Here is a 25,942-nt window from a genome sequence, read left to right as displayed (position 1 = left end):
AACGTTACCTCGCACCATGGCCGCTGAAACAGGGGCGGCAGCCACGGGCGGCATCACGGAGGTCATGACGCAAACGTCTGCGCGACGGGTTGCCGATTGCATCGAAGCGATGTGCACCGTTGTGTGGCAGTAGAGCTTGGGAGAGGCCTCTAATGCTGATGGTTCGCAGGGCGTTCCGCCGCGGAGCGCTGTGGGTGTTGTGTGCATGCATGGGTTGGACTGCAGTGGAGGCAGCGCCTGCCGACGATTCGCCCGGTCCGTATGACGTGCGCGTGCTTGCCGGTGGCGTTGCGCTGACCAAGAAGCTCGCTGCCCCGACGCCGTGGTTGTCTGCCGATGCGGACTGGAGCGTCTCTGGCTGGGTGCGCCCATCACGGTCGATCACAGGTCCTGCATTGATTGCAGGCGTGGGCGATCCGCAAGGCACAGGCCGCTACTTCGTGATCGATGGCGGCACACTCGGCTTTGCGCAGGGCGCCGGCAATGTGTTGCGCAGTACGCAAACCCTGCGTGCAGACAGCTGGACGCAAGTGGCCGCAGTTGCCCAGGGCGCTCGCCTGACCCTGTATGCCAACGGCCGCAAGGTCGCCAGCGGTCCTGTGCAGCGGACGGCCATCGCGCCGACGCTCGTATTCGGGCCACGCCAGCAGCCGGCGGCGTATACGCAACACTTCGGCGGCGATCTCGCCGGCTTTACGGTACAGGCGGGCGCGCTGGATGCACAGGCCATTGCACAGCTTGCCGAAAATGCGCCGGATCCGGCACTGCAACGCTTCGAAGACGCATCGCCAGGCTGGCGCTTGCAGGTCAAGCAGATGGCCGGCCAGCTTGCGCCGCAGCCGGCTGCAACGCTGCCGCGCAGTAGTGCAGCGTTCTCGACGCCGGTTGCAAAGCCGGTGGCGAACGCGCCGGCATTGCAGTCGCTGGATGCCACTTCCTGGCGTGTGGGTGCATGGCAGCTGGCCGCAGCACCGGAGCTTGGTCAAGCGACCGGCGCCACGCTGTCGCGTCGCGATGACACCACCGGCAATGCGTCATGGCGTGCGGCGACCGTGCCCGGCACCGTGCTCACCACGCTGGTCGACCGTGGCGTGTATCCGGATCCGGACATCGGTCTCAACAACATGGCCATTCCCGAAGCGCTGAGCCGTCAGGACTGGTGGTACCGCAGCAGTTTCGATCTGCCTGCCGCCGCGCAAGGCAAGCGTCTGGAACTGCTGTTCAACGGCATCAACTATGCCGGCGAAGTCTGGGTCAATGGCGTGCAGGTCGGGCGTACGCGCGGCGCATTCGCACGCGGTCGTTTCGATGTCAGCACGCGGCTCAAGCCAGGTCGCAACGTCATTGCGGTACGGGTGTCGCCGCCACCGCATCCGGGCATTGCGCACGAACAATCGATGAGCGCAGGCGTCGGCGAAAACGGCGGCATGCAGGCCTTGGATGGCCCGACCTTCATCGCCAGCGAGGGCTGGGACTGGATTCCCGCGGTACGCGACCGCAATGCCGGTCTGTGGCAGGACGTGCAGTTGCACGCCAGCGGCCCGCTCGCACTTGGCGACATCCAGGTGCTGACCGCGCGCTTGGCGCCGGATCATCAACGTGCCGAACTGGAAATCAACGTGCCGCTGCGCAACGACACGCCTGCCGCAGTGCAGGGCAGCGTGCAGTTGGTCTTCGGCGATGTGACCATCCAGCGCCAGGTCATGGTGCCGGCCGGCGGCAGTACGCTGAAGTTCACTGCGGGCGATACGCCACAGTTGCGCCTCGTCAACCCGCGGCTGTGGTGGCCCAACGGCTACGGCGAGCCTGCGCTGTATACATTGCATACCAGCGTCGATGTGGCAGGCGCGCGCTCGGATGCGCAGCAGCTGCGCTTCGGTATTCGCGAGGTGACCTACGAGCTGTCGTTATTCGACGACGATGGCGCATTGCGCCGTGTGCTGGTCGATCTCAACCAGGCCCGCCAGCGTGGCGAACGCATCGTCGATGTACGCCATGCGGCGATCCGGCCAGTACCCGGCGGCAACGCGCAGTCGCTATATCCCGGTGCGCTGGGCTCGCCGGCAGTTCAGCAGCTGGACGATTCCACGCTGGCCCCGCATCTGGTCATCCGCATCAACGGTGTGCGCATTGCCGTGAAAGGCGGTAACTGGGGCATGGACGATTGGCGCAAGCGCGTGTCGCGTGAGCGGCTGGAGCCGTACTTCCGCCTGCAGCGCGATGCGCACTTCAATGTGGTGCGCAACTGGGTCGGGCAGAACACCGAAGCAAGTTTCTTCGAGCTGGCCGACGAGTACGGCATGTTGGTGCTCAACGATTTCTGGCAGTCCACGCAGAACTACAACATGGAACCGGCCGATGCGGCGCTGTTCCTGGACAACGCGGCCGAGGTGATCAAGCGCTTCCGCAATCATCCGTCCATCGTGTTGTGGTTCGGGCGCAACGAAGGCGTGCCGGCCCCCATCCTCAACGAAGGCCTGGACAAGCTGGTTGCCGAACTCGACGGCACGCGCTGGTACACCGGCAGTTCCAACGAGATCAATTTGCAGGGCAGTGGGCCGTACAACTATCGCGAGCCGGTGGCCTACTTCAACAAGCTGGCGCAGGGCTTCTCGGTGGAAGTGGGCACGCCATCGTTCTCCACGCTGGAGTCGTTCAAGGCCTCGGTGCCGGCCGTTGGCGACCAATGGCCAATCAGCGACGCCTGGGCGTACCACGACTGGCACCAGTCCGGTAACGGCGATACCAATAGTTTCATGCGCACGCTGACCGACAAGCTGGGTGCACCGACCGGCCTGGCCGATTTCGAGCGCAAGGCGCAGCTGCTCAATTACGAAACCCACCGCGCCATTTTCGAAGGCTTCAACGCGCAACTGTGGAGCAAGAACAGCGGTCGCCTGCTGTGGATGAGCCATCCGGCGTGGCCGAGCAACATGTGGCAGGTGTATAGCCACGATTACGACACCCACGCCGCGTATTACGGCGTGCGCAATGCAGCCGAGACCCTGCATGTGCAGATGAATCTGCCGGGGTACGAAGTGGTCGTGGTCAACAACGCTGCCACGCCGGTGCGTGGATTGCGTGTGCGTGCAGAGGTGTACGCCAGTGACGGCAAGCTGCTGCAACAGCGTGAACAGGCGCTGGACGCCGCTGCAGTGGCAGTGTCGGCACCCGTGCTGCAGTTGGCACCATCGCTGAAGGACACCAACGGGCTGGGCTTTGTGCGGCTGCAGTTGCTTGATCGCGACGCGGTGGTGCGTTCGCGCAACTTTTACTGGGTGGCGCGCGATGCGGTGGCGATGCGTGGGCTGGACGTGCTCGCAAAGGTGCCGCTGCAGCTCACCACGCAATTGCAGCAGGGCAACGAGGCCGTGCTGCGCGCCACCGTCCGCAACCCGTCGCAGCAGGTGGCCCTCAACACCAAGTTGACCCTGGTGGATGCGCAAGGCCAACGCATCCTGCCAGCCTATTACAGCGACAATTATCTGAGCCTGGCGCCAGGCGAAGAACGCGTGGTGGAAATTCGCGGCCCGTCTGCTGCCGCCTTGCGCAACGCCACGCTGCAATTGCGTGGCTGGAATGCCGAACCATCGACAGGTGTCGCCAACGGGTCTCCGTAGCGACGTCTGCGTGTTGCCGCGCCGTGCCGTGCACGACGCTCTCACTGACGCACCGCCTGGTGCGTCGGCCAATACCGCATTGCCCTGCCGGTAATGCCAGTCGAAACGGTCGTGGATTTGTCATCCCTGGGAGGGGACCATGAACAAGCTGCATTCGAATACCCGTCACACCCCATTGGCGGCCGCACTTGCGGCTGCGCTCACCCTGCTTGCCGGCAGCGCAAGCGCGCAGGACACCGCCCCCACTCCAGGCGTAACCGAACTGGACAAGGTGATGGTCAAGGGCGTGCGCGGTGCGCAGGCCGAAGCCATCGAGAACAAGCGCAGCGCCGCGCAGATCATCGATTCGATCTCTGCCGAAGACATCGGCAAGTTGCCCGACGTCACCATCACCGATTCGCTGCAGCGCGTGCCTGGCGTGCAGATCCGGCGCTCGGCCGGCGAAGGTTCGCAGCTCAATATCCGTGGCATGCCGCAGGTGCAGACCACCATGAACGGCGAGTTGTACTTGAGTGCCGGCGGCGGCGATCAATATGGTCAGCCGAACATCGGTCGCGCGCAGCCGGATTTCGTGGATATTCCGCCCACGCTGTTCAGTGGCGTGGACGTGATCAAGTCGCCCACTGCGGCCGATCTGGATGGCGGCATCAGCGGCACCGTCTCGCTGAAGACGCGGCGCCCGTTCGATCTGCCCGAGGGCTGGACCTTCAGCGGGCAGGCCGAAGGCTCGTACGGCGATCGCGTGCAGAAAGCCAACGAATTGTATTCGGGGTTGGCCAGTTTCCGCACCGCGCGTTGGGGCGCGTTGCTGGCGGTGTCGTATTCGGATGCCACGCTGGAAAACAAGCATCCCAGCGTCTATTCCAATGGCGCACAGAAATCCACCGAACAAAACGTCGGCTTCGACTTCAACGGCGATGGACGTATCGGCAGCAATACCGACCCGGGCAATCTGCCGCGCGACTACTTCTACAATTGGGTGGCGACCGAACTGGATAACCGCAGCACCGATCGCCAGCGCACCGGCGTCAACGGCTCGTTCCAGTTCAACATCAACGATTCGTGGACGGTGCTGGCGGACGCCGCCTACACCAAGCTCGAAGACCACGACACCTCGGTGGCGGCACAATTGCATACCGGTTGGGCGACCAACCAGTTGCAGCCGGGCTCGGTCGTCGACCCCAACGGCGTGCTGGAGTACGGCCAGTTCCGCTACAACCGCTTTCAGGCGCATTCGATGGCCGGCGTAGCCGATTCGGATGCGCTCAACACCAATCTGGAATTGCGTTACGACGATGGTGGTCCGTTCCGTGCCTCGTTCCGCTGGGTGCACGGCGATGCGCAGCGCACCTACGACGAAGCGCGTGCCGATGCAGCGGTGACGCGCGGCGACCAGATCCCACGTGCCGGCGGCGTGACCCAGTGGGCCAATGTCAACGGCCTGCCCACCGTGGATGCATCGGTGGATTTTCGCGGCACCTATCCGGCGGTCAACCTCGCTACCGATGTGTCCAACCCAGACAACTGGCAGCTGATGTCCACCTGGGCGCAGGGCAACAAGATCGAGGCCAAGATGGACGCATTCCGCGCGGACGGCACCTTCGAGTTCGACGAGGGCGTGGTGCGCGGCTTCCAGTTCGGCATTCGCTATGGCGAGCGCGATTTCAAGCTCGATACCTATCGTTATCTGTCGCCGGTGTCGTCCAGCTGTGCCGACCCGAACCGTTCGCTGTACTACTACAAGGATCCGCTGATCGTGGATACCTGCAGTGGCGTGTCCGAGGCGCGCTTGCTGCCGTTCAATTCGATTCCCGGCTATTGGGCGTATTTCAACGACTTCGATCCGCTCAAGGTCACCGGCCTCGGTCGCCAGGGTCTGCCTGCCATCAATCCGCAGGCGATGAAAGACCCGGTGGCTTATCTCAACAGCCTGTATCCGGGCAACGTGGCGTATCAGCAGGCGGCCGATTCCTACCAGGTCACCGAAAAAACCAGCTCGGCCTATTTCATTGCCAATCTGGAGGGCGGTACCGGCACGCGCGTGCCGTGGACGGCCAACATCGGTGCGCGCATCGTGCAGACCAAGCTGGCGATCGACCAGTATTTGAGCAGCGGCAACGTCTACATCGGCAATGTCGAATGGAATGGCGTCAGCCCGGCGATCGGCACCAACCGTCTCAATCGCCAGTACACCGATGTGCTGCCCAGCGCGAACCTGTCGCTGGACGTCACCGACGCGCAGAAGCTGCGTTTCGCCTACAACAAGGCGGTTGCGCGTCAGGATCTGCCCGATCTCGGCCGTGGTCTGGTGAGCTTCTACGCCGTGAATGGCACGCCGCCGCGTAATCCGTCGCTGCCATCGGATGCGGTGCTGTTCCTCAATGGCCGTTCGGGCAATCCGGATCTGGATCCGTATCGCGCCACCAACTACAACGCCTCGTGGGAATGGTATTTCGCCGATGCCTCGTTGATCAGCGTGGGTGCGTTCCTGATCGACGTGAAGTCGTTCCCCACCACCGTTACCAACATCGAGCCCTTGCCCGATGCCGATGGCGTCGTGCGCGCGGGCGGCCCGGTGGAGCGCATCGTCAATGGCGGCGGCGGCAAGATCAAGGGCTTCGAAATCGGCTACCAGCAGGCTTTCGATTTCCTGCCAGGCTGGCTGAGCGGCTTCGGGACCAACATCAACTACACCTTCTCCGACGCCGATACCGACAACACCGATATCGACGGCAACACGCTGCCGATCGGCGACAACTCCAAGCATCAGGCCAACGCGGTGCTGTGGTATCAGAAGGACAAGCTGCAGGCGCGCGTGGCCTACAACTGGCGCAGCAAGCGCTTCAGTCAGGTCAACAGTTCCGCATGGGGCGACGAGCTGGCGATCTGGAACGACGACGTCGGCTACCTGGACGCGTCGTTGAGCTACGACGTCAACGACCACCTGACCCTGTACGCCCAGGCCACCAACCTCACCGGCGAAAGCGAACGCCGTTACGCGCAGTGGACCAATCACTACTTCGACCAGAACATCTTCGAGCGTCGCTACTACGCGGGTCTGCGTTTGCGCTTCTGATGCCATGCGCTGATGCAAGACACTGATGTGCGGAACGGCGCATGCTCGCGCCGTGCCGCACATGCGGTTCTCCTCGTTCCTCTCCAAGCGGTCATTGCGCGTTCTTCCCGTCGCCGTGCGATACGGCGTTGCAGTACGTTCGGCGGCGACGTCGAATACCCTCCCATTCGGCTACATCGTCGGGAAGCGATGTGGCCGTTTTTTTGCGTGATTGCATGGGCGTCTGTGCATCATGGCGGCAGTGGAATGCTGCAACTGTGAGTCTGATTGCCGTTGAAAGGGCAGCGGTCGGCTGCGACGGCGCAGCGTGCGCGCAGATGGATGTGGTGCGTCTGTGCCGAACCGGGATGGTGATGGTGCGCTGTCGCGCTATGTCTTCGGCGGCCCTGCCGTCGAGCCACGCTTGACCAGCGTGTATTTCATCACCTGATGCACGCCGGGTGCGGTGTCGCCCTTGCGGCGTTGACGGACCGCGTCGGCCAGCAGTGACACAGCAGCGCGCCCCATGGCGGTGACCGGTTGATGCACGGTGGTGAGCTCGGGCCAGATGGTGGTGGCCACCGGCGTATCGTCGAAGCCGGCGATGGAGACATCTTCGGGCACGCGCAAGCCCAATCCATGCGCGACCGCGACCGCTGCGGCCGCCATGTCGTCGTTGCTGCAGAAGATCGCAGTGGCTGGCTGCGGCTGCGCCAACAGGCTGCGCGCGGCGAGGAGCCCGGAGTGATAGGTGAACAAGCCCTCTGCGATCAAGCCATCTGCGACCGATAAGCCGGCAGCGTGCAGGCTGTCGAGATAGCCATTTGCGCGCAGTGCGCTCGGGGTGTGTTTCGGGTCGCCCTTGATCAACGCAATGCGACGATGCCCGAGCTCGATCAGGTGGTCGACGATGGCGCGCGCAGCCTGGTAGTCGTCGATCCGCACCGAGCTGATTTGCGCCATCGGTGCGCCACTGGCCACCGCCACCACCGGAATGCCGCGCGCATCGAGTTCGGTGATGGTCTGACGCGAGTCGCATAACGGCGGTGGCAGGATCACCCCATCGACGCCGGCAGCGAGCAGGCGCTCGGTGGCCGCACGCTGGCTGCGGATGGCGCCGCACTTCTCCACCATGACCTGGCTGCCGGTGAGGCTGCTCTGCTCGAGCAGGCCAAGCATGAATTGATTGAGGTACGCGGCGCTCGGGTTGCTGTACAGCACGCCGATACGCAGCAGCCCGCTGGTCCGCAACGAACGACCGGCGAGATTGGGCCGGTAGCCCAATGCCTGTACCGAGGCCTCCACGCGCGCGCGCATCGCTTCGCCCACATGCGGGTGACGGTTGATCACACGCGAAGCGGTCATCGGCGAGACGCCAGCGTGTTTGGCGACATCCAACAACGTCGCCGCATTGTTCGCACTGCGTTGCCGCTTGGCCACCATTGTGTGTGCTCATCCTGGGGTAAGAGCGAATGCGCGCTACCGCTTCGAGGTGTGAAGCGACCACGAAAAGCAACCGACCAATCACCTCACGCAGTACCAGCGGCAGCCGCTGCATCGCAACTGCACACTCGCCAGACGAACGCGCCGATCTACGCAATCAGCAGCGCCAGGCATCGTGCGATTCCTGCATGCGCCTGCCGCCTGAAAATGAGCAAATCACTGCCACATCCAGCGTTCGGCGCATGCACCGCATCGTCCTCGCAATCATTCGCTCGGCGGTTGCACGCTCTTGGCGCGGCTGCCGAAATCGCCATCGGCTTCTGCGGCCAGATACGCGAACACGGTGTAGGCGGCCACGTTCTGCGCGAGCGCCTTCGGGTCGATCTTGTCCAACGTGTCGTCGGCGGTGTGGTGCAGATCGAAGTAGTCGGTGCCATCCTGCGCCAGCCACCCCCAGGCTCCACCCTTGGCCGAAATCGGCCCGACATCCGGGCCGGGGCCGCCCTTGCCCGGTTCGTACGCGATGCCCAGCGGTGCCAGTACCTCGGCAATCTGCTTGGTCGCCGCGCGCGAGTCGTCCGGCGCCGCCGCGCCGGTGTTGAAGGCATAGATGCGCCCGGCACCGAAGTCGCTTTCCGCGCCGATCTGATGCAGCGTCATGTCCTTGGCATCGTTGCCGTGCGCTGCCGCATACGCCTTGCCACCGTACAGACCCTGCTCCTCGTTGGCGAAGGCCACCACGCGGATGGTGCGCTTGGGTGGTTGCTTGAGTTGGCCGATCAGGTGGCCGGCAGCCATCGTGATCGCCACGCCGGCACCGTCGTCGATGGCGCCGGTGCCCAGATCCCACGAATCCAGATGCCCGCCGATCACCACCACTTCCTTGGGCTTGCTGCGCCCGGTGATTTCGCCGATCACGTTGTACGAGGTGGCCGTGCCGTCCCAGCCGCAATCCAGCGCCAGACGCACGCGCGTGCTGCCCAGTGCGGTGAGCCGCGCGAGCTGGTTGGCATCGGGCACCGACAGCGCTGCGGCCGGCACCGGCGTCAGGCCTTCGTCGAAACGGGTGATGCCGGTATGCGGCACGCGGTGCGAATCGGTGCCGGCCGAGCGCATGACAAATCCAATGGCACCCTTGCGTATCGCTTCGGACGGTCCCTTGCTACGCACGGCGCCGCCATTGCCGTAGTCCTTGCCGTCGCGCGCCTTGACCATCTGGTAATCGACGAATGCGATCTTGCCGGCCAGCGAGCCAGCCGGCGCGGCCTGCAACGCTGCCAACGTTTCGAAACGCACCACCTCGCCTTCGACGATGCCGCCCGGGCTGCCGCCCAGTGCGGTGATGGTCAGCGGCTGCGCATGCGCGCCGAGCACGGCAGCGTGTTCGCTGCGACGCTCCCATTTCGGAAAGGTCACCGGCTCGGTCCACACCTTGTCGAAACCCAGCGAAGCGAATTTCGCCTTGGCCCAGGCCACCGCACGCGGGTCTGCTTCGCCACCGGCAATGCGCGGGCCCACTTCGGTGGTCAACGATTGGACCACCGCAAAGCCGGTGTTGTCGGCCAACGCCTGCTCGCGCAACTGCGCTGCGGTACGCAATGCGCTGTCGGGGATGCTGGTCTGTGCGGCGAGTGCGGAGGAGCAGGCGAGTAGGGTAGAGATGGCAACAGCGAGACGACGCATGCAGGGCGGCTCCAACGACAAGGGGACCCCGAGCTTATCAGCGCGACGTCCCCCGTCTGCGTGCGAAAGGTCATCCTTCTGCGCGAAGTTGCGCCACAGGATGCGCCACTGGGTTGTGCCCGCTTACAGCGCGCCCGGCGGCTTGAGCGTGTCGTTCTTGAGCGTGTCGCGAATTTCGCGCAGCAACAGTACTTCTTCGCTCGGGCCCTTTGGGGCGTCCGGCTTGCGATGGGTCACGCGGTTGATCAACTTGACCACCAGAAAGATCGCGAAGGCGATGATCAAAAACTGCACGACGGTGTTGATGAAATCGCCGTAGCCAATCGCAACGGCCGGGATCTCCTTGCCGGTGGCATCGACGCCGGCCGGCTTGAGCACCCACGCCAGGCGCGAAAAATCCACATTGCCGATGGCCCAACCGATCGGCGGCATGATGATTTTCTCCACCAGCGCGGTGACGATCTTGCCGAACGCCGCACCGATGACCACACCGACCGCCAGGTCGATGACATTGCCGCGCATTGCGAATTGCTTGAATTCGCTGACCATTCCCATAGTGCACTCCAACTGCGGTCGCGGACCAACTGCCGCAGCCGGATCGTAGCCGGCCCGATGTCAGCCCGCGATGATGCCGTGGCGCTCGGCGACGTTCTCCAGGCGCGCACTGAACTGGTCGCCTGGCAGCAACGGGCCGACGCCGGCCGGCGTGCCCATGAAAATCAGATCACCTGCGCGCAGTGCATACAGTTTGGAAAGCTCGTGCAGGATCTCCGGCACGTTCCAGATCATTTGATCCAGCAATGACTGCTGACGCACCTGGCCGTTGACCTCCAGCGACAGATTCAGCGCCTCCAGCGCGCCGACTTCGCCGGCATGCACCAGCTCGCTCACCGGCGCGGAGTGATCGAAGCCCTTTGCGATATCCCAGGGCAAGCCTTTTGCCTTGGCAGCGGCCTGCAGATCGCGACGGGTCAGATCCAGGCCCACGCCGTAGCCGTAGATCAAGCGCTCGGCCTGTTCCACCGGCAACTCGCCAGCGGGCGCATCGCTGCCCAGCGCCACCACCAGTTCCACTTCATGGTGCAGTTCCCTGGTGCCGGGTGGGTAGGGGATGTGGTCGCCGTGGCCGACCACGATGGCATCGGCAGGCTTCATGAAAAAAGTCGGCTGGCCACGCTCGTCCTTGGAGGCCGGTGCGGTGGCGCCCATCTCGCGCGCATGGTCGGCGAAGTTGCGCCCTACGCAGTAGATGCGGTGCACCGGAAAACTGCCACCGCCCACCACTGGAATGCGCGGAACATCGGCGGCGGGAATCACATCGTGGGTCATGCGCGCATCCTCAACGTATGGGCAGGTGAGTCTAGCGGTTTGCCCGTGTACGACGGAACCGTGACGCCCGCATCCAGTGCACGGCATGGCCGGGCTGGCAGCGCGTGCAGGGCGTCAGACAGCCGCATCGACGCGTGAGTGGCAACGCGTGCAACGAGACGATTGCGCACCCACCACAGCGCTGACAGCGCTCCGCTTGCCTTCAATGCGAGCGCAGTGCGCATTGATGCGGCGTTGATTCAGAAGGGCGCAGGCCAGTGAACCGGTGTTCGAGGCAGCGCCATATGCGCGTCTGGCCCATCAGCGCAGCGCATCACCCAGCCGATAGCCGTGCTTAGAACGCGGCAAACTGCCGCACGCCAGGTCTGGCTTGCTGGAAGAAAAAACATCATCGATGCAGCCATCCACGCATCCGGCACCTGCTGCGCAGGCCGAGAGATGCAGCAATGCAGTCAGCCAGGTGTCAGTGCGACAACGGCAACGCGGGCTTGCGCACCACGTGGTACTCGGCGTCGACCACGCGTGCCTGCTGCGGCGTGCGGCGGTTCGACTTGCTCAACAGCTTCCAGGCGATGCCACCCAGGATCATCGCTGCACCAACGAACACGCTGAAGAAGATCAGCACCGCAAGGATCGCCAGACCAGCCAGGCCGGCGGCAACGCGCACCAACGGGTGACGCGGCTTGCGCGGCGCAAACAGGTGGTGGAAGTTGCCGAATTGGAAGAGGCGTGCGGGCATGGCGGTGGGCTGCCGGGCAGGAAACGAGTGCGCAGTATCGTTGCGGTTTCATGTCATTGAGTGAAAAGTTCGTTAATCGATGCTGCGATATGCGAAGACGATCACATGCAGCAAGCGTGGATGAGAGCGCATACGCCCAGTTGTGGCCGGTTGGCTGGGGGATGGTGTTGTCGCTTCTCATCCCGTAGCCGACGCCTGAGGTTCCGTGCCGCCCAGGCCCGCATGCCACAATCCAGGCCCGTCGTTGCCCGGTCCCCTGCATGTCGTCGCCATCGCTCACCACGCTTGCCACGTTGACGCAGATTCCCGATGCCGGGTTTTTGGAGGTCGAAGCACGCTTGGATAGCGGTGCCGAGTCGCTGGTGCTGTATCGCGAAGGGACCCAGGTCCGTGCCTGGCTGAACATCTGTCCGCATGCCGGCCGCCGGCTGGATTGGGCGCCGGGGCAATTTCTCAAGACCAAGGAAGGGCAGTTGGTCTGCGCCGCGCACGGTGCGGCATTCGAATTGAGTGGCGGCGAATGCGTCAGCGGCCCGTGTCGCGGTCAATCGCTGTTCGCGGTGCCGGTACGGGTCGAGGATGAGCAGGTGCTGCTTGGGTAAGCGCCAAGGACGATTGCCGATGACATGTTGTCAGCCGCGCTGAAAGCGCAACGCCGGATTAGCGCGCCGCCCACCAGAACATCAGGTTGATCATCGACACCATCACCACGATGTAGATCAGCGACAGTGGCGCGCCCACCCGCCATAACTCGCGCGGTTGATAGTTGGCCGGGCCGGCCACCATCGAGATCACCGGGTTGGACGCGGTCATCAGATTGTTGGACGCCGACAACGCCACGATCAGCGCGAACGCGGTCGGGTTGCCGTTGGCGGCCAGCGCCAGATTGACCGCGATGGGCACCATCACGATGGTGGCGCCGACATGGCTGATCACCAGCGAAAACGCGGTGGTCAGCAAGGCCAGGCTGATTTCCAGCGCCCACACCGGGATGCCTTCGGGCAGGCGGTCGATGGTATGGCCGGCGACCCAGGCCGCGGTGCCGCTGCTGTCCATCGCCCAGCCGAGCGGAATCAGCCCGGCCATCATGAAGATGGTCTTCCAGTTGATCGACGCGTAGGCCTCGTCCATGCGCAGCACGCCGCTGAGCAGCATGCAGGCCACGCCGGTCATCAGCGTCAGCGCCACCGGCAGGCGCGAGGTCAGCGCGATCAGGATGGTGAAGGCGAAGATCGCCATCGCGATCTTGAATTTGTGCGGGCGCTGCTCGCCTTTGGGGAAGTCGGTGACCGGCACGAAATCGCGGCTTTCCGCCGCCTGCGCCAGGTCCTGCCAGATGCTGTGGAAGACCAGCATGTCGCCGGCGCGCAGCGGCACGTTGCGCACGTCTTCGCGGATGACCTGCTTGTCGCGGTTGATCGCCAGCAGGCTGATGCCGGCCTGCTTGCGCAGGCGCAATTGGCCGGCGCTCTTGCCGATCAACCGCGAGTTGGGCGGAATCAATGCTTCGGAGATACCGGCCAGGCTGGGGTTGAACAGGTCGCCCAGGTTGCGCAGGCGCGAGGACATGCGCAGGAACTGGTTTTGCGCAAAATCGGCTACTTCCTGGCGCGGACCCATCGCGCCGAGCACGCTGCCGACCCAGATGCGCATATCGGCCGGCGGTGCCAGGCGGGTGTCGTTGCCGGTCTTGAGCGCAAGCAGCAACGGCGCATCGTGCAAGGCTTCGGCTTCGCCCAGAGTCATGCCCACCAGCGGGCTTTCGGCGGTGACGGTCAGCTCGAACACATCGCCGTCGATGCCGTAGGTCTTGGCGAAATAGCTTTCGGTGCGCGAGGGCGTCACGCCTTCGTTGATCAGGCGTTCTTCTTCGATCAACTTGCGGTCGCCGTAGAAGCGGAAGTACAGCAACGCCGCGATCAGCAACGCCACGCCGATCGGCAGCGGCGCGAACATCGTCAAGGGCTCGATGCTGGCCATGCCCGAGGGCAGGTTGTTGTTGGCCGAGACCAGCAGGTCGTTGAGCAGGATCAGCGGCGAATTGCCTACCATGGTGAGCGCGCCGCCCATCACGATGGCAGCGGCGATCGGCAGCAGCATGCGCTGCAAGGTGAGCCCGGTGCGTGCGGCCAGGCGCGAGGCGACCGGCAGGTACAAGGCCATCACCGACGGGTTCTGCATGAACGACGAGTTCAAGCCGGAGATGGCCAGCGTCATCATCATCAGGCGCTGCTCGCTGCCGTGCGAACGCCGCAACAACCAGGTGGCCAACCGGTTCAACGCACCGGTGCGCTCCAGCCCCGCGCCCAGAATGGTGGTGGCGATGATGCTCATCACCGCATTACCGGAGAAACCGCCGAACAGTTCTTCCGGCGCCACCAGCCCGGTGACGCCCAAGACCACCAGCACGATCAACGCCACCACGTCGGCGCGGATGCGCTCGAACAGGAACATCGCCATCGTGAAACCGACCAGCCCGAGGACGAGCTTCATATCGTTGGTCAGCGTCAGCGCGGTGTCCATTGGGGGCCGGGATTCGTGATTCGGGAGTGGGAATTGGTTAAAAGCGCTGAAGCGTCTGGTTGCCGGGGATGCCGCCGTTACGAATCCCCAATCCCGATTCCCGAATCCCGGTCATACAGCAAATCCCACACGCCGTGGCCGAGCTTCTGGCCGCGCGTCTCGAAGTGAGTTTGCGGGCGCCAGGTGGGGCGTTCGACGTGGCCGCGCGGGCCGGCGCGATTGACCAGGCCCGGGGTGGCATCGAGCACGTCCCACATCTGTTCGGCGTAATCGGCCCAGTCGGTGGCCGCATGCAGGCGGCCGCCGTCGCGTAATTTGCGCACCAGCAACTGCGCGAACGCCGGCTGGATCAGGCGGCGCTTGTTGTGCCGCTTCTTGTGCCATGGATCGGGGAAATAGATGCGTACTTCGTCCAGCGCACCGTCGGCGATCTCGTGTTCGAGCACTTCCACCGCATCGTGGTGATACAGGCGCACATGCGTGCTGCCGTCTTCATCCAGGGCGTTGAGCAGGCGGCCCACGCCGGGCGCATGCACCTCGATGCCGATGTAATCGCGGCTGGGGTCCTGTTGCGCGGCAAAGCGCAATGCAGCGCCATTACCGAAGCCGATCTCCAGCACCTTGTGCGCATCGCGTCCGAAGGTGGCAGCCAGATCGCGCGGCTTACCGAGGTAATCCAGCCCGAAACGTGGCCATAGCGCATCGAACGCACGTTGCTGCGCCGGCGTGAAGCGGCCCTGGCGCAGCACGAAGCTGCGCACCTGGCGGCGCCCCTCTTCGATGGTGAAAGGCTTGGGCGGCATCTTGGCGCCGTCGCTGGTAAACGGGTCGGTCATGAAAGGTCGGTCAGGTCAGCAAACAAAGGCCTCGCGCGTGCGCGACAACCACATCGCGCGCCCACGCAGAAGGTGAAAAGCCCCTCTTCCAATAGAAGAGGGGTTGGTGCGAGGGGAAAGACGACGCGGCGCCGGATGCGATCACGCCCATCGTCGAGCGGCCACTGCCTGGCGGTTGCCTAATGCAGCCGGTCGCACGCACGACGCCAGCAGACCACCCCATCATCCAATCACACCATCCACCGGGCTCGACGCCGATGCGTAGCGCTTGCGCGGAATCCGCCCGGCCAGAAACGCCTCGCGTCCGGCCTCGATCGCCTTGCGCATCGCGCTGGCCATCAGGATCGGGTCGCGCGCACCGGCAATGGCGGTATTCATCAGCACGCCATCGCAGCCCAGTTCCATCGCGATCGCCGCATCCGAGGCGGTGCCCACGCCGGCGTCGACGATGATCGGCACCTTGGCGTTTTCGATGATTTCCAGCAGGTTGTACTTGTTCTGGATGCCCAGCCCCGAGCCGATCGGCGCGGCCAGCGGCATCACCGCCACGCAGCCGATGTCTTCCAGGCGCCTGGCCAGGATCGGGTCGTCGGAGGTGTAGACCATCACCTCGAACCCATCGGCGACCAGTTGTTCGGCGGCCTTGAGCGTCTGCACCACATCCGGGTACAGCGTCTTCTCGTCGCCGAGCACTTCCAGCTTGGTGAGGTTGTGGCCGTCCAGCAGCTCGCGCGCCAGCCGGCAGGTGCGCACCGCGTCTTCGGCGGTGTAGCAGCCGGCGGTGTTGGGCAGCAGCGTGTAACGCTCCGGCGGCAGCACATCCAGCAGGTTGGGCGCGTTGGGGTCCTGGCCGATATTCACCCGGCGAATGGCGACGGTGACGATTTCGGCCGCGGCGGCTTCGGTGGCCCGGCGGGTTTCGTCCAGATCCTTGAACTTGCCGGTGCCGGTGAGCAGGCGCGAACGGTAGTGTTTGCCGGCGATGACCAGCGCATCAGAGGGGGCGGGATTCGTCATGCGGCAATTATCACCGATCGGGCGCGGATGCGCCGGCCTGCGCGGCGCATCATCCGCCGCCCAGCGCGTGCACGATTTCCACCACATCGCCCTCGCGTAACGCATGTTCTGCATGCCGTCCGCGCGGCACGATTTCGCCATTGACCTCTACCGCGACGCGGCGTTGTGCTAGGCCTTCCTGCTCCAGCAGGGCGGCCAGCGGCAAGTTGTCCGGAAGTGCGCGCGGAGTGCCGTTGAGTTGGATGTTCATGTCATCATTGTTGCATCGCGTGCCACTCCGGCGCGCGTTTTTGCGTTATGCGGCAATGCAGCGTGAGCGCGGGCGGCGAGGGTGAAACCATGTGCCATTCGCCAGCGTACGTATGCACGCCGGCCCGGTCCCACTCACTCAAGCAGGCATTCCGATGGCTTCAACACTTCGCCCGATCCGCTCCCTGATGGCTATGGCCATCGCTATCGCGGCCGCCCCGGCCATGGCCGAGTCGGCCTTCGACCAGACCGTGTTCTTCGGCGACAGCCTCACCGACAGCGGTTATTACAACCCGCTGCTGCCGGCCGCTTCGCGCGCGGTCACCGGCAAGTTCACCACCAACCCGGGTTGGGTGTGGGCCGAATATGTCGGCGACCATTTCGGCACCAATGCCGCGCCCAACGGCAACGGCCAGACCGGCGACAACTACGCTGCCGGCGGTGCGCGCATCCAGGCCAGCTCGGTCAGCGCGCTCGGCGCTGCACCGTCGGTAACCAGCCAGATCAACACCTACCTCACCGCCAATGGCGGCCGCGCCAACCCCAATGCGCTGTACACCGTGTGGGGCGGCGCCAACGACCTGCTCGCCGCGTCGCTCGCCCCGGCACAGGCGCAGGCCATCATCGGCAGCGCGGTGACCGCCCAGGTCGGTGCCGTGGCCACCTTGCAGAATGCCGGCGCGCGTTACGTCATGGTGCCGACCATTCCGGACGTCGGCCTCACCCCGCGCTTCCGCGCCGGCGGCGCCGTGGGAATGGCGCAAGGCACCGCTGCGGCCACCGCCTACAACACCGCCTTGTTCAATGGCCTGCAGTCCGCCGGCCTGCGCGTGATTCCGGTCGACACCTTCCACATGCTGCAGGAAATCGTCGCCAACCCGGGCACCTATGGCTTCAGCAATGTCACCAGTACCGCCTGCAACCCGGCCGTGCCGCTGCCTGCCTGTAACCCGACCAGCCTGGTCGCCGCCAATGCGCAGAACACCTATGTGTTCGCCGATGGCATTCACCCGACCACGGCAGTGCACCAGATCCTGGGCGAATACGCCATCTCGTTGCTGGAAGCGCCGCGTCTGCAGCAGGTGCTGACGCATTCGGCGCAGGCCGGCGGCCGCGCGCGCGCCGACCAGGTGGCCTGGCATCTGGACGGCAAGCCGGACGCCGATGGCATGCGTTGGTGGGGCAGCGTGCGTGGCGACATGCAGCGCTACGACCACGCCGACCTGTATGACGGCATGGCGCCGGCCGGCTTGTTCGGCGTGGATTGGACTGCAGGCGACCTGGTGTTCGGTGGCTTTGCCGGTTTCGGCCGCATGGACGCCGACTTCGGCAACCGCAACGGCAGCTTCAAGCAGGACGACACCACGCTGGGCGGCTTCTTCGGCTGGTATACCGGCCCGGTGTGGGTCAATGCCCAGGTCAGCTACAGCTGGCTGAGCTACGACGTGGACCGCGAAGTCCAGCTTGGGCCAGCGACCCGCGTGCACAGCGGCTCCCCCGACGGCAGCAACCTTACCGCCGCCCTCAACGCCGGGTATTCGCTGGGCGAAGGCAACCTCAAGTACGGCCCGGTGGCCGGCCTGACCTGGCAGAAGATCAAGCTCGACGGCTATACGGAAAGCAACGACAGCGCCACCGCGCTGGGCTACGCCAACCAGGACATCGATTCGCTGGTCGGCCGAGTCGGCTTCCAGGTGCGTCTGGACGGTGCCATGGTCAAGCCGTACCTGCAGGCAACCTACGACCACGAGTTCAAGGACGGCGGCGAAGCCAGCGCCTGGCTGCAGTCGATGCCGGAAGTGGGCATGTACACCGTCCCGGGGCAGAACTTCGATCGCAATTACGCCACCGTCGTGCTGGGTGCCCGTACCGGGCTGTGGGGCCTGCAGAGCAACATCGGCCTGAGCACCACCACGGCCCAGCGCAGCGCCCGCGATGCCACCTTGTTCGTGAACTTCAGCGGCAACTTCTGAGGCGCGGTAGGCCGCAGTTGGCTCACACGCAACACACGAGGGCCGGGCAACCGGCCCTCGTCTTATCGGCGCACATTGCGCCGGACACCTGCACCCGCATAAACTCTGCCAGCGCCATGCGGGCGTAGCTCAATGGTAGAGCTGTAGCTTCCCAAGCTACTGACGTGGGTTCGATTCCCATCGCCCGCTCCAGTCTTGCGAAGTTCAGCGCTAATCTCTTGATTGTGCTGACTATTTCGCCTGACTGAAGACCGCCTCGAACGACCTCCCAAGGTATCGTTTGAGGTATCGTTTTGCCAAAGCCCCTCTTGCTGCATCGGCCGTCAGGCCTCTACGTGCGCTTCTTGGTTCCTGTTGATTTACGGGGGCAGGTCGGCTCGCGTTTTCTGGTTCGTCCTCTCCATCTTCGCCCCGGCGATACTGCGCGTCTGGTGTCTGCCTGCATGGGGATGGCACTATCGAACGCGTTCCAAGCGTTGAGGCAGGGGAAGCCGGTGGATCTGGACGAAGTGTTGCGGCGCATCCGAGAACAAGGACTGCGCGAACTCACATTGACCGATGTGACGCTGCCTAATGGCACGCGTCTGGGCAAGGCCCAGATCGATACCCCTGAAGACGCAGCGCTGTTTGCTGAGTTGTTGCGCGAGCCTGCCGCCGAGGTTGTCCCGCCCGCCAAGCCAAGCGGTTGGCGCACCGGGAAGGCCAAGGCGTCTGGCCCGCTGTTGTCCAAAGCGATTGCTGATCACTTGGGGGACTTGGGTCGCGCGAAGCTCCACAGCAAGACAGTGCTTGAAAGCCGCCACTCATTGCGTTTGTTTGCTGGTGCGGTGGGGCAAGACCTGGCAGTGTCCGCGTTGACGGCAGACCATGTGCGGGCATTTTTCGATGTCGTGCGGTGGTGGCCGTCGAATGCGACCAAGCGAGCGCCTTACAAGGACCTTGCGGTCATGGATGTAGTGACGCTTGCCCAAGCCCATCAAGTTCCAGAGCCTGCCGCCTGGACGGTTGCCAAGCATCGACAGCGCTTGTCGGTGTTCTTGGTGTCGCTTGTTTCGGCAGGGCTTCTGGGAAGCAATCCGTTGGCCGGTATCCGTGCGATTTCGACGCCTGACGCAGACGACACGGGTGAGCCTTTCACCGATGACCAGTTGAAGGCCATCTTCGATCCTGTGGCTTTTCCTGCATGGGCCAAGAAGTATCCACATCGGTGGTTTGGTCCGATGCTTGGGCTTTACTCAGGGGCTCGTGTTAACGAGATCGCGCAGCTTCGGGTGGAGGACATCGACACGATCGACGGGGTAGCAGGGTTCTTCGTGCGACAGGGTGGAAAGGGACAGAGCGTCAAAAACAAGAACAGCCGCCGTTTTGTGCCGTTGGCGCAACCGGTGATCGATGCCGGTTTTCTAGTCTACATTGACGAAGTGCGCCAAGCGGGACACACGCAAATCTTTCCGCATCTGCCCAATAGCACCGGACTGGGCTTTGGTCGACAGTTGAGCCGACAGTTTTCGGTCTACATTAAACGCCAAGGGATCACGGCGAAGGGGCAAGGCTTTCATGGCTTTCGCCACACCATTGCGTCGCGTCTGGATGAGGCGGGTGTATCGGCCTCAGCCATTGCTGCAATCACAGGTCACGCGCGAGGGCAGGGGGTGTTGGAGAAGTTCTATATCGATCGACGCACGCTTCCAGATCGTATAGCGACATTGGCGCGCTTCAAACCGCCTGTCGCTTTGCCGATCTATCGAGTGCACTATTTCTCTTCAAAGACCAAGAATTAGAGCGATCCTCAACCAAATTTCGCTAGGTTGGATATCTTAAACCGCATGAGGTGTATAGATGGCATATGGAAACCAAAAATCGAAGCCTCAACGGCAGAGTCGCAAAGTTATTCTTGTTGAGGCAAGTCCTCAGCATGGGCATGCAACGCTGACCGATCCGCCGGAATGGTTTTTAGTGCTAACCGATCCGCCGCCTTATGTGTTTGTTTGTAGTGGGTCGACCAAAGAAGAAGCAATACAAAGGGCGGAGAAATTGGGATATTCATTTGAGGAGAATCCCGAGCCATTTCCTGTCGGACATCAGCTTTAGAAATCCTTTCCCTGTCTCGGAATTGAGGTGATTTCCGCATCGGACCAACGTTGCGGGAGTTGGGGAAAATATTGACGGCCTTCTTCATTCCAATGATCAATGCATGCATTGAGTGCATCTGTGGCTTCTTTTTTAGCTTGCTCAACGGGGAGTCTGGTCAGAGCTGCGATGAAGGCTTGGTTCCAAAAATCTTCGATTTTCATGTGGGTTTTTTTGATAAGGGTGGCTTGCTTCTTGTAATCGAATAATAGAGCATGTCAAGTCGTTGGCTCTATATGTTAGATGTCCAGGCGGCGAGGGGCGCGTGACGTCATTTTTCTGAAAAAACGGCAACAGGCGTAAGCCTCGCGTAACAATTTTAAACTATTGAGAGTGCAAGCCGAGCTTGTGATCGGAGAAGTAGGGCTTTACTGGGCTCGACTTTTCGCTAATAATTTACTATCAATTGACTGGATCAATTTCGAATGAGAACCGCGTCTCTGAGTGCCCTTGCCGCTGCCAAGGAAAAATTGGCAGCAGAAATTCGGAAGTTGGAAGAGCAGGAAGCTCAGCTACGCCAGCAGCAATCATCTGAAGCCTATTCAGAGATCGTCAAGTTGCTCGACCAATACACCGAGCATTTCAGTGCAAAGCAGAAGTCGGAGATTGCGGCTCTGATCGGTGCTGGCGTGACCAAGCCGAAGAAATCTGCTTCCACAAAGAAAGAAGTAGCGCCGAAGTATTGGCTGCCACACAACCAAGAAACGTGGTCAGGGCGTGGCCGTCCGCCCAAAGCCTTCACCATCTGGCAGGGCAGTGCGTCTTACAAGGAGTGGAAAGCCAAGCACCCGGATGAGAAGTTTCCGGCTTTCCCGGGCTGATGCTCTCAAAAGCCAAGACGATGAGTGCTCGAAAAGCGTTCCGGGCACTCATCTTTAACTGTGGCTCTTTTCGGCGATCAACTAACATCACGCCTGCTTGGCTGCAGAAAATTTTTTTTGCATCAGCGCACCACTTCGCAGGCACCATGGTAGCCGGTCGTTTAGTGATTTCCTAAAGCGATACGACCAAGCTCAAACCGCAGGGTCCGCAGAATGCCACATGTTGAAGATAGGGCTGTTCTGGGGGTGCAGCCCTGCAGTTTTTGCGCCACGCGATGAAATTTTGAAGTGTGGCGCCAAGGATTGCCCGGTCACCTTGATGCGTCAAGTAATGGCACCAATGGGCTGGGGGCTCCACTCCGGTAAATAAGGGAATGTCCATTATTGCAGCTTGAACCCTTGTTCCTGGGAGACCGGCTCGCCCTCCAAGTAAGCCGGAGTAGGCTCAATACCACCCAAGGTAGAGTGTCGTGACGCCCCATGTATCCACCAACCCGTGCGCCAAGATGAGCGCCCACAGGTTCCGGTTTGAGCGCAGGTATGCATACCCAAACCCTGCGCCAACAAGGCCCGTCAGTAGAATTCCCGAAACGCCTTGACTTGCGTGCATGACGCCGAACACAACGCCGCCGACAACGGCTGCTCCAATGCGGCCCAGTCCAACGCGGTTAAAAAGCGCTTCAAGCTGGTGCATCAGAAACGCTCGAAACACCAGCTCCTCTCCAACGGCGGCGCTGATCCAGGCATACCCAATCAGCTGCATGGCTGCTGATGCGTTGTTGCGAAGCGCACCGTAGGCGCTGTAATCGGTCTTGGTGCCTGTCAGGTAGTCGATCAGCGGCTGGAAAAGCGGTGTGATGATTGCGGTGACGAAGAGCACCAGCAGCGCCACCCACCCAAGCGTGCGGCCTAGCCCGAGCCATGTCAGGCCGCAAGCTGGTCGGTCTTGGGTTTCCAGCCATACCAGCGCGAGCCCCATCAGACCGACGACTGGCATCCGCCAAGGAAAGGGCAGCCAAGAAAAGTAGGCGAGCGCCATGATCGCACCGATCATCACCAGTCGGCTGACCGGATGGCTCATCTTGGAAAAGCTGGTGCGAGGAAACGAAAAAGAGTGAGTAGCGTGAGGCATGCCGGATAATTTCATCGTGGGCGCACGATCATATCGGGCAGCCAGCCCGAAGCACCGTGCCAAAGGACATAACTGCGCCGAGCTATGAGCTACTCGGTGCCGAAATCATGCAATGAAGACTTAAGCGGCGGTGAGTTCGCGGCAGTCAAATCTAGTGAGTCGTCCTGCCATGATAAAGGCGAAAAAGCCTTGATGGAGCATATTGAGCCGACTGTTGCTATGCAACCGAAGTTCGGTGAAGCTTGTGGGCCATGACGGGGAGCATGATACTGTCGGCCAACCCGGCACAAGGGAAAGCCGGCCAGCTGTGACCTGCGCGCTAGGAAGCAGACGTCTATCGTTATTGAGAGCCCACATGTGACAACCGGTCCCCTACATGCGATTGCCTATGTGAGTGAGGTCCGGCGTCCTTGGACACTGGCTGAGGTTGATCGTTTGTTGGTTTCATCGAGCGCTCTGAACGCGCAGAACGCCATTACCGGCGTGTTGCTCTACGACGGTCAACGGTTCTTTCAATACATCGAAGGCTCGCCCGCGCATCTGCACGACACTTACGACCGCATCAAGCGGTCAAGCCGTCACGATCTTGTGGCTGAGCTTTACAACGATCAGATCACCGAGCGTTACTTCCCGCAGTGGCAGATGGCCTGCCGAAAAGTTCTTCCCGGTTCCATCGTGGAAGTCAGTGCGCAGCGCTGGAACCGTGCGCGACTCGCATTGACGGTTGCAGGTGAAAAGCCGAAAGCGATCCAGCACCTACTGACGTTTTGGGAAGGGTCAGAACTGGTCCTGCCATCTTGAAAAACCGCATCTAAAATTCTGAGCGGCCATGACCAAGCGGAGCAAATAAAAACGCCGCCGGCATCTACCGGCGGCTTTCAAATACAACAAAAAACTAAGCCACATGCACGTCAGTCACCGCCTTCTGACGGTGTGAGATAGTCTGACATCCAACGCAAAATATACATCAGCGGGATGTTGTGGACTATCAGGAAACTTCATTTTAATTGTGAGAAATATCCCGACAACTCGGTTGCCGCGGACGTTTTATCATGGCTTCCCTGGAGCGACTACAAGGAATGTCGTCATGATCCGACATGTGGGTGATTACGCGCTTACGGCTCATGCCGCTGCTATGGGGTCCCAGTTCTTTCCAGAGATCCTGGTCTCGAGATCTGGCGGCTTAACCCTGCACTGTTATCAATTGCCTTCTTCAGGATTTGCAACATACGCCGAGGCCGTGGCTTACGCCCGAAAAGAACTGGACTCGTGCGGGGTGTCGAGCACCGGGGTCCTGCTGACCGGCATTGGCTCTCCAGGTGTCGCAGCGCCCCTGCATTAATCTTGGTCATCGTCTGGCTCAATATAGGTCTGCCTACCCTTGCGCACCGTCTCGCCGATCAGCCGGTCTAGCTGTTCCATGGAGGCTCGCCGCCCCGCCTGCGCAGCAAGCGCGGCTGTAGGAAACACTCCAGCCAGCGTGCCTCTCTCTACGGTTTCGTTCAGTTGCTTGATATCATCAATGCGCCAAGACACTGTCCAGCGGTTGCCTGCCTCTAGCTGTTCGCTAAGAGGTGTCACATAGACTGCAAATCGATCAATCATGAACAGCATGGGGACTCCAACCGAGTGAACCCACCAAGCGGCCTTGGCCTGCGGATGTCCCCGTTGTTGCTAAAGGTGGTTGATGGTGGTCAACGACGCATTGACTGTCGTCAACGACGCATTGACTGTCGTCAACGCGGATGTCCATACCGCAGTCCCTGGCGGTTGCAAAGATTGCACCTAAACGTATTGCGTATCAACTGGCTTCAGTTGGATCGATCTGTAAAAGAAGGGGCGAAGGAGGGGCGCGCATCCCTTCATTGCCCACAGCGCTGTCGGGGCTTGAAGCATGCGCAGCATGGAAGCCTATGACTCACCTCACTACGAGAAGGATTCAGGACCGGGACGATCCTACAACCGCAGCTGTAGGCGGCGGGGATCCTCAATCACAGCCGTAAGCTGAGATGCGACGGCGGCCGCTTGCCCAAAGCAAGGGTAGGCAATGATCCGGTTGCCGACGACAAGTGGGCGCGAGTCTGCGAGTTTTCCTCCAGTTGCGTCCACAAACGCATCGAAGGCCTGCTTCCAACTGGCGCTCGGGGCAAGCGAAAGGTAAATGACGGTGGGCTTTCCATGGCCGTGCGAGTCGGCTTCATCTTTAGGAACCTCGAACCCTACAACCGCCAGCGGAAGGTGTCTCATCGATCAAACTCATCGCTTCGAAGCAGAATAACGCCGAACTTGCAGGCGGCCCATCATATGCTCCTCGTGTTGCAACACGTCGCACAGTGCACTAGCGCTTTCGGGTTAGTCCTTTCTGTTAACGGTTTATTTCCGAGAGGTTCTGTTGTGCAGCAGCTTCACAAGTCTCATCCCATACGCTCCTTAAGCTCGCACCAAGAAAGACTGGAGCAGCGAGCATGTCAGACGCAAACGAGATAGTAAAAGAAATGCCGAAACGGGGTTTTGCAACGATGTCGGTTGAAGCGCGACTAGAGCTCGCCAGGCGGGGCGGCAGAGCTGCGCAAGCCAGTGGCAATGCGCATCGTTTCTCGTCAGAACGAGCCATAGAAGCAGGAAGGAAGGGAGGCCAAGCCGTCAGTCAGGACAAGGAGCATATGGCGAGAATAGGCAAGAAGGGCGGTAGTGCAAAGCATGCGCGAGTGGCCTTGGAAGATGTCTTTTCTCCTGTGCCAATAGCCGCACAGGTCGATGCTACTTAGTCGTTAGGACATGGCTTGTTCGCCGCTGAAGTAGCATACGCAGCACTCCCATGACGAAGGCCAAGTAACGGCATGGCATATCTGATTGCCGCAAATACTCATCTCGCCAATGCGCTGGCAGCCTTGGGTGCCCGAGACGACGCAGGGAGTAGTCGCTATCTTGAGCGCGCTGTCCAGCAAGGCTCGATCATGGGCCGCGCTATCATCGAGGCCCTTGAGCATGGGAGCTCTCGCAATGCCTACGACGAACCGCGCGCCTTTGAGGTCTTTATTCGTGGCGGGGGCAATCTGGCCCTATATGACGCCGTGAGCGCGGAGCTGGCCAACCTCTACGATGCGCTTCGGCCAAGCACGTTGTTAGACATTGGCGCGGGCGATGGCATGGCGTTGGTGCCTGCAATCGAGGCAAGCGGTCATGTGCCCGATCAAATGGACGTTGTTGAGCCCAACGAGATGCTCTTGGGCAAGCTGATAGCGTCGCTCCCTCTCGTTCAGGGCTATCGGATGACGATGCAGAATTTTTTAGAGGGGGTGGACGCGGAGGATCACTGGGACTTAGGGAAGGTCTGATCAACTCACCGCAGATGCGCGACACTATCGCCTTATGTAGAGGATTCATCCATG

At 62.0% G+C, this 25,942-nt stretch carries 22 protein-coding genes and 1 tRNA gene; 11 read left to right on the top strand and 12 right to left on the bottom strand.

Annotated elements, in window-relative coordinates:
• Positions 1-152: 152 nt before the first annotated feature.
• Together J7360_RS01475 and J7360_RS01470 are read left to right on the top strand one after the other, a co-directional pair.
• A complete protein-coding gene (locus tag J7360_RS01475; protein WP_209033109.1) occupies positions 153-3,620 on the top strand; it encodes a LamG-like jellyroll fold domain-containing protein in 3,468 nt (1,155 codons plus the stop codon).
• Between the two features lie 139 nt (positions 3,621-3,759).
• Positions 3,760-6,696 (top strand): TonB-dependent receptor, encoded by a 2,937-nt coding sequence (locus tag J7360_RS01470; RefSeq protein WP_209033107.1) that lies wholly within the window; start codon positions 3,760-3,762, stop codon positions 6,694-6,696.
• 369 nt (positions 6,697-7,065) lie between these two features.
• Here J7360_RS01470 and J7360_RS01465 read toward each other — a convergent pair whose 3' ends face one another.
• The 5 genes from J7360_RS01465 to J7360_RS01445 form a co-directional block, all read right to left on the bottom strand.
• Positions 7,066-8,118: a LacI family DNA-binding transcriptional regulator gene (locus J7360_RS01465; RefSeq protein ID WP_007964576.1), complete on the bottom strand. Its 1,053-nt coding sequence runs from the start codon at positions 8,116-8,118 to the stop codon at positions 7,066-7,068.
• Positions 8,119-8,382: 264 nt separating this feature from the next.
• A complete protein-coding gene (locus J7360_RS01460; protein ID WP_057661147.1) occupies positions 8,383-9,801 on the bottom strand; it encodes a M28 family peptidase in 1,419 nt (472 codons plus the stop codon).
• Between the two features lie 123 nt (positions 9,802-9,924).
• On the bottom strand, positions 9,925-10,356 hold the full coding sequence (mscL, locus tag J7360_RS01455) for a large-conductance mechanosensitive channel protein MscL (protein ID WP_022558624.1): 432 nt from the start codon (positions 10,354-10,356) through the stop codon (positions 9,925-9,927).
• A 60-nt stretch (positions 10,357-10,416) separates the two neighbouring features.
• A complete protein-coding gene (locus J7360_RS01450) occupies positions 10,417-11,130 on the bottom strand; it encodes a fumarylacetoacetate hydrolase family protein (RefSeq protein WP_007964570.1) in 714 nt (237 codons plus the stop codon).
• A 463-nt stretch (positions 11,131-11,593) separates the two neighbouring features.
• A complete protein-coding gene (locus tag J7360_RS01445; RefSeq protein WP_057661145.1) occupies positions 11,594-11,869 on the bottom strand; it encodes a hypothetical protein in 276 nt (91 codons plus the stop codon).
• 260 nt (positions 11,870-12,129) lie between these two features.
• Here J7360_RS01445 and J7360_RS01440 point away from each other — a divergent pair, with 260 nt between their 5' ends.
• Complete coding sequence (locus J7360_RS01440) at positions 12,130-12,471, top strand: Rieske (2Fe-2S) protein (protein WP_007964568.1); 342 nt, start codon at positions 12,130-12,132, stop codon at positions 12,469-12,471.
• 58 nt (positions 12,472-12,529) lie between these two features.
• On the opposite strand, the gene J7360_RS01435 is transcribed toward J7360_RS01440, so the two are convergent.
• The 4 genes from J7360_RS01435 to thiS form a co-directional block, all read right to left on the bottom strand.
• Positions 12,530-14,392 carry an SLC13 family permease gene (locus J7360_RS01435; RefSeq protein WP_057661143.1) on the bottom strand — a complete coding sequence of 621 codons (1,863 nt, stop codon included), beginning with the start codon at positions 14,390-14,392 and terminating at the stop codon, positions 12,530-12,532.
• A 77-nt stretch (positions 14,393-14,469) separates the two neighbouring features.
• Positions 14,470-15,228 carry a tRNA (guanosine(46)-N7)-methyltransferase TrmB gene (gene trmB / locus J7360_RS01430; RefSeq protein WP_057661141.1) on the bottom strand — a complete coding sequence of 253 codons (759 nt, stop codon included), beginning with the start codon at positions 15,226-15,228 and terminating at the stop codon, positions 14,470-14,472.
• A gap of 222 nt (positions 15,229-15,450) precedes the next feature.
• Positions 15,451-16,245 carry a thiazole synthase gene (locus J7360_RS01425; RefSeq protein WP_007964565.1) on the bottom strand — a complete coding sequence of 265 codons (795 nt, stop codon included), beginning with the start codon at positions 16,243-16,245 and terminating at the stop codon, positions 15,451-15,453.
• A 49-nt stretch (positions 16,246-16,294) separates the two neighbouring features.
• Complete coding sequence (gene thiS, locus J7360_RS01420) at positions 16,295-16,495, bottom strand: sulfur carrier protein ThiS (RefSeq protein ID WP_022558627.1); 201 nt, start codon at positions 16,493-16,495, stop codon at positions 16,295-16,297.
• 187 nt (positions 16,496-16,682) lie between these two features.
• On the opposite strand from thiS, the gene J7360_RS01415 reads away from it, so the two are divergent.
• From J7360_RS01415 to J7360_RS01400, 4 genes are all read left to right on the top strand, one after another.
• Positions 16,683-18,467 (top strand): autotransporter domain-containing esterase, encoded by a 1,785-nt coding sequence (locus J7360_RS01415; RefSeq protein WP_014090904.1) that lies wholly within the window; start codon positions 16,683-16,685, stop codon positions 18,465-18,467.
• 118 nt (positions 18,468-18,585) lie between these two features.
• A tRNA-Gly gene (locus J7360_RS01410) sits at positions 18,586-18,659 on the top strand.
• Between the two features lie 251 nt (positions 18,660-18,910).
• Positions 18,911-20,248, top strand: coding sequence for a site-specific integrase (locus tag J7360_RS01405; protein WP_209033125.1), 1,338 nt, complete (start codon positions 18,911-18,913; stop codon positions 20,246-20,248).
• A 58-nt stretch (positions 20,249-20,306) separates the two neighbouring features.
• A complete protein-coding gene (locus J7360_RS01400; protein WP_209033105.1) occupies positions 20,307-20,558 on the top strand; it encodes a hypothetical protein in 252 nt (83 codons plus the stop codon).
• On the opposite strand, the gene J7360_RS01395 is transcribed toward J7360_RS01400, so the two are convergent.
• Positions 20,555-20,761 (bottom strand): hypothetical protein, encoded by a 207-nt coding sequence (locus J7360_RS01395; RefSeq protein ID WP_156202018.1) that lies wholly within the window; start codon positions 20,759-20,761, stop codon positions 20,555-20,557. The two genes, J7360_RS01400 and J7360_RS01395, sit on opposite strands and share 4 nt — an antisense overlap.
• Positions 20,762-21,022: 261 nt before the next feature.
• Between J7360_RS01395 and J7360_RS01390 the strand changes: the two genes are divergently transcribed.
• On the top strand, positions 21,023-21,418 hold the full coding sequence (locus tag J7360_RS01390) for an H-NS family nucleoid-associated regulatory protein (RefSeq protein ID WP_209033103.1): 396 nt from the start codon (positions 21,023-21,025) through the stop codon (positions 21,416-21,418).
• A 445-nt stretch (positions 21,419-21,863) separates the two neighbouring features.
• Here the strand turns inward: J7360_RS01390 and J7360_RS01385 are convergent, their stop codons facing one another.
• On the bottom strand, positions 21,864-22,415 hold the full coding sequence (locus tag J7360_RS01385) for a CPBP family intramembrane glutamic endopeptidase (protein ID WP_042806308.1): 552 nt from the start codon (positions 22,413-22,415) through the stop codon (positions 21,864-21,866).
• A 492-nt stretch (positions 22,416-22,907) separates the two neighbouring features.
• On the opposite strand from J7360_RS01385, the gene J7360_RS01380 reads away from it, so the two are divergent.
• Positions 22,908-23,351, top strand: a complete 444-nt coding sequence (locus J7360_RS01380; RefSeq protein WP_209033101.1) for a BLUF domain-containing protein — start codon at positions 22,908-22,910, stop codon at positions 23,349-23,351.
• A 537-nt stretch (positions 23,352-23,888) separates the two neighbouring features.
• Here J7360_RS01380 and J7360_RS01375 read toward each other — a convergent pair.
• Positions 23,889-24,164: a hypothetical protein gene (locus J7360_RS01375; RefSeq protein ID WP_209033099.1), complete on the bottom strand. Its 276-nt coding sequence runs from the start codon at positions 24,162-24,164 to the stop codon at positions 23,889-23,891.
• A gap of 881 nt (positions 24,165-25,045) precedes the next feature.
• On the opposite strand from J7360_RS01375, the gene J7360_RS01370 reads away from it, so the two are divergent.
• Together J7360_RS01370 and J7360_RS01365 are read left to right on the top strand one after the other, a co-directional pair.
• Positions 25,046-25,318, top strand: a complete 273-nt coding sequence (locus J7360_RS01370) for a KGG domain-containing protein (protein ID WP_244667738.1) — start codon at positions 25,046-25,048, stop codon at positions 25,316-25,318.
• A 72-nt stretch (positions 25,319-25,390) separates the two neighbouring features.
• On the top strand, positions 25,391-25,888 hold the full coding sequence (locus J7360_RS01365) for a hypothetical protein (protein WP_244667735.1): 498 nt from the start codon (positions 25,391-25,393) through the stop codon (positions 25,886-25,888).
• The last annotated feature ends 54 nt before the right edge of the window (positions 25,889-25,942 follow it).

This window comes from Xanthomonas sp. D-99, from assembly GCF_017746145.1.
Classification (GTDB): domain Bacteria; phylum Pseudomonadota; class Gammaproteobacteria; order Xanthomonadales; family Xanthomonadaceae; genus Xanthomonas; species Xanthomonas cissicola.
This window is presented reverse-complemented; position numbering and strand designations above follow the sequence as displayed.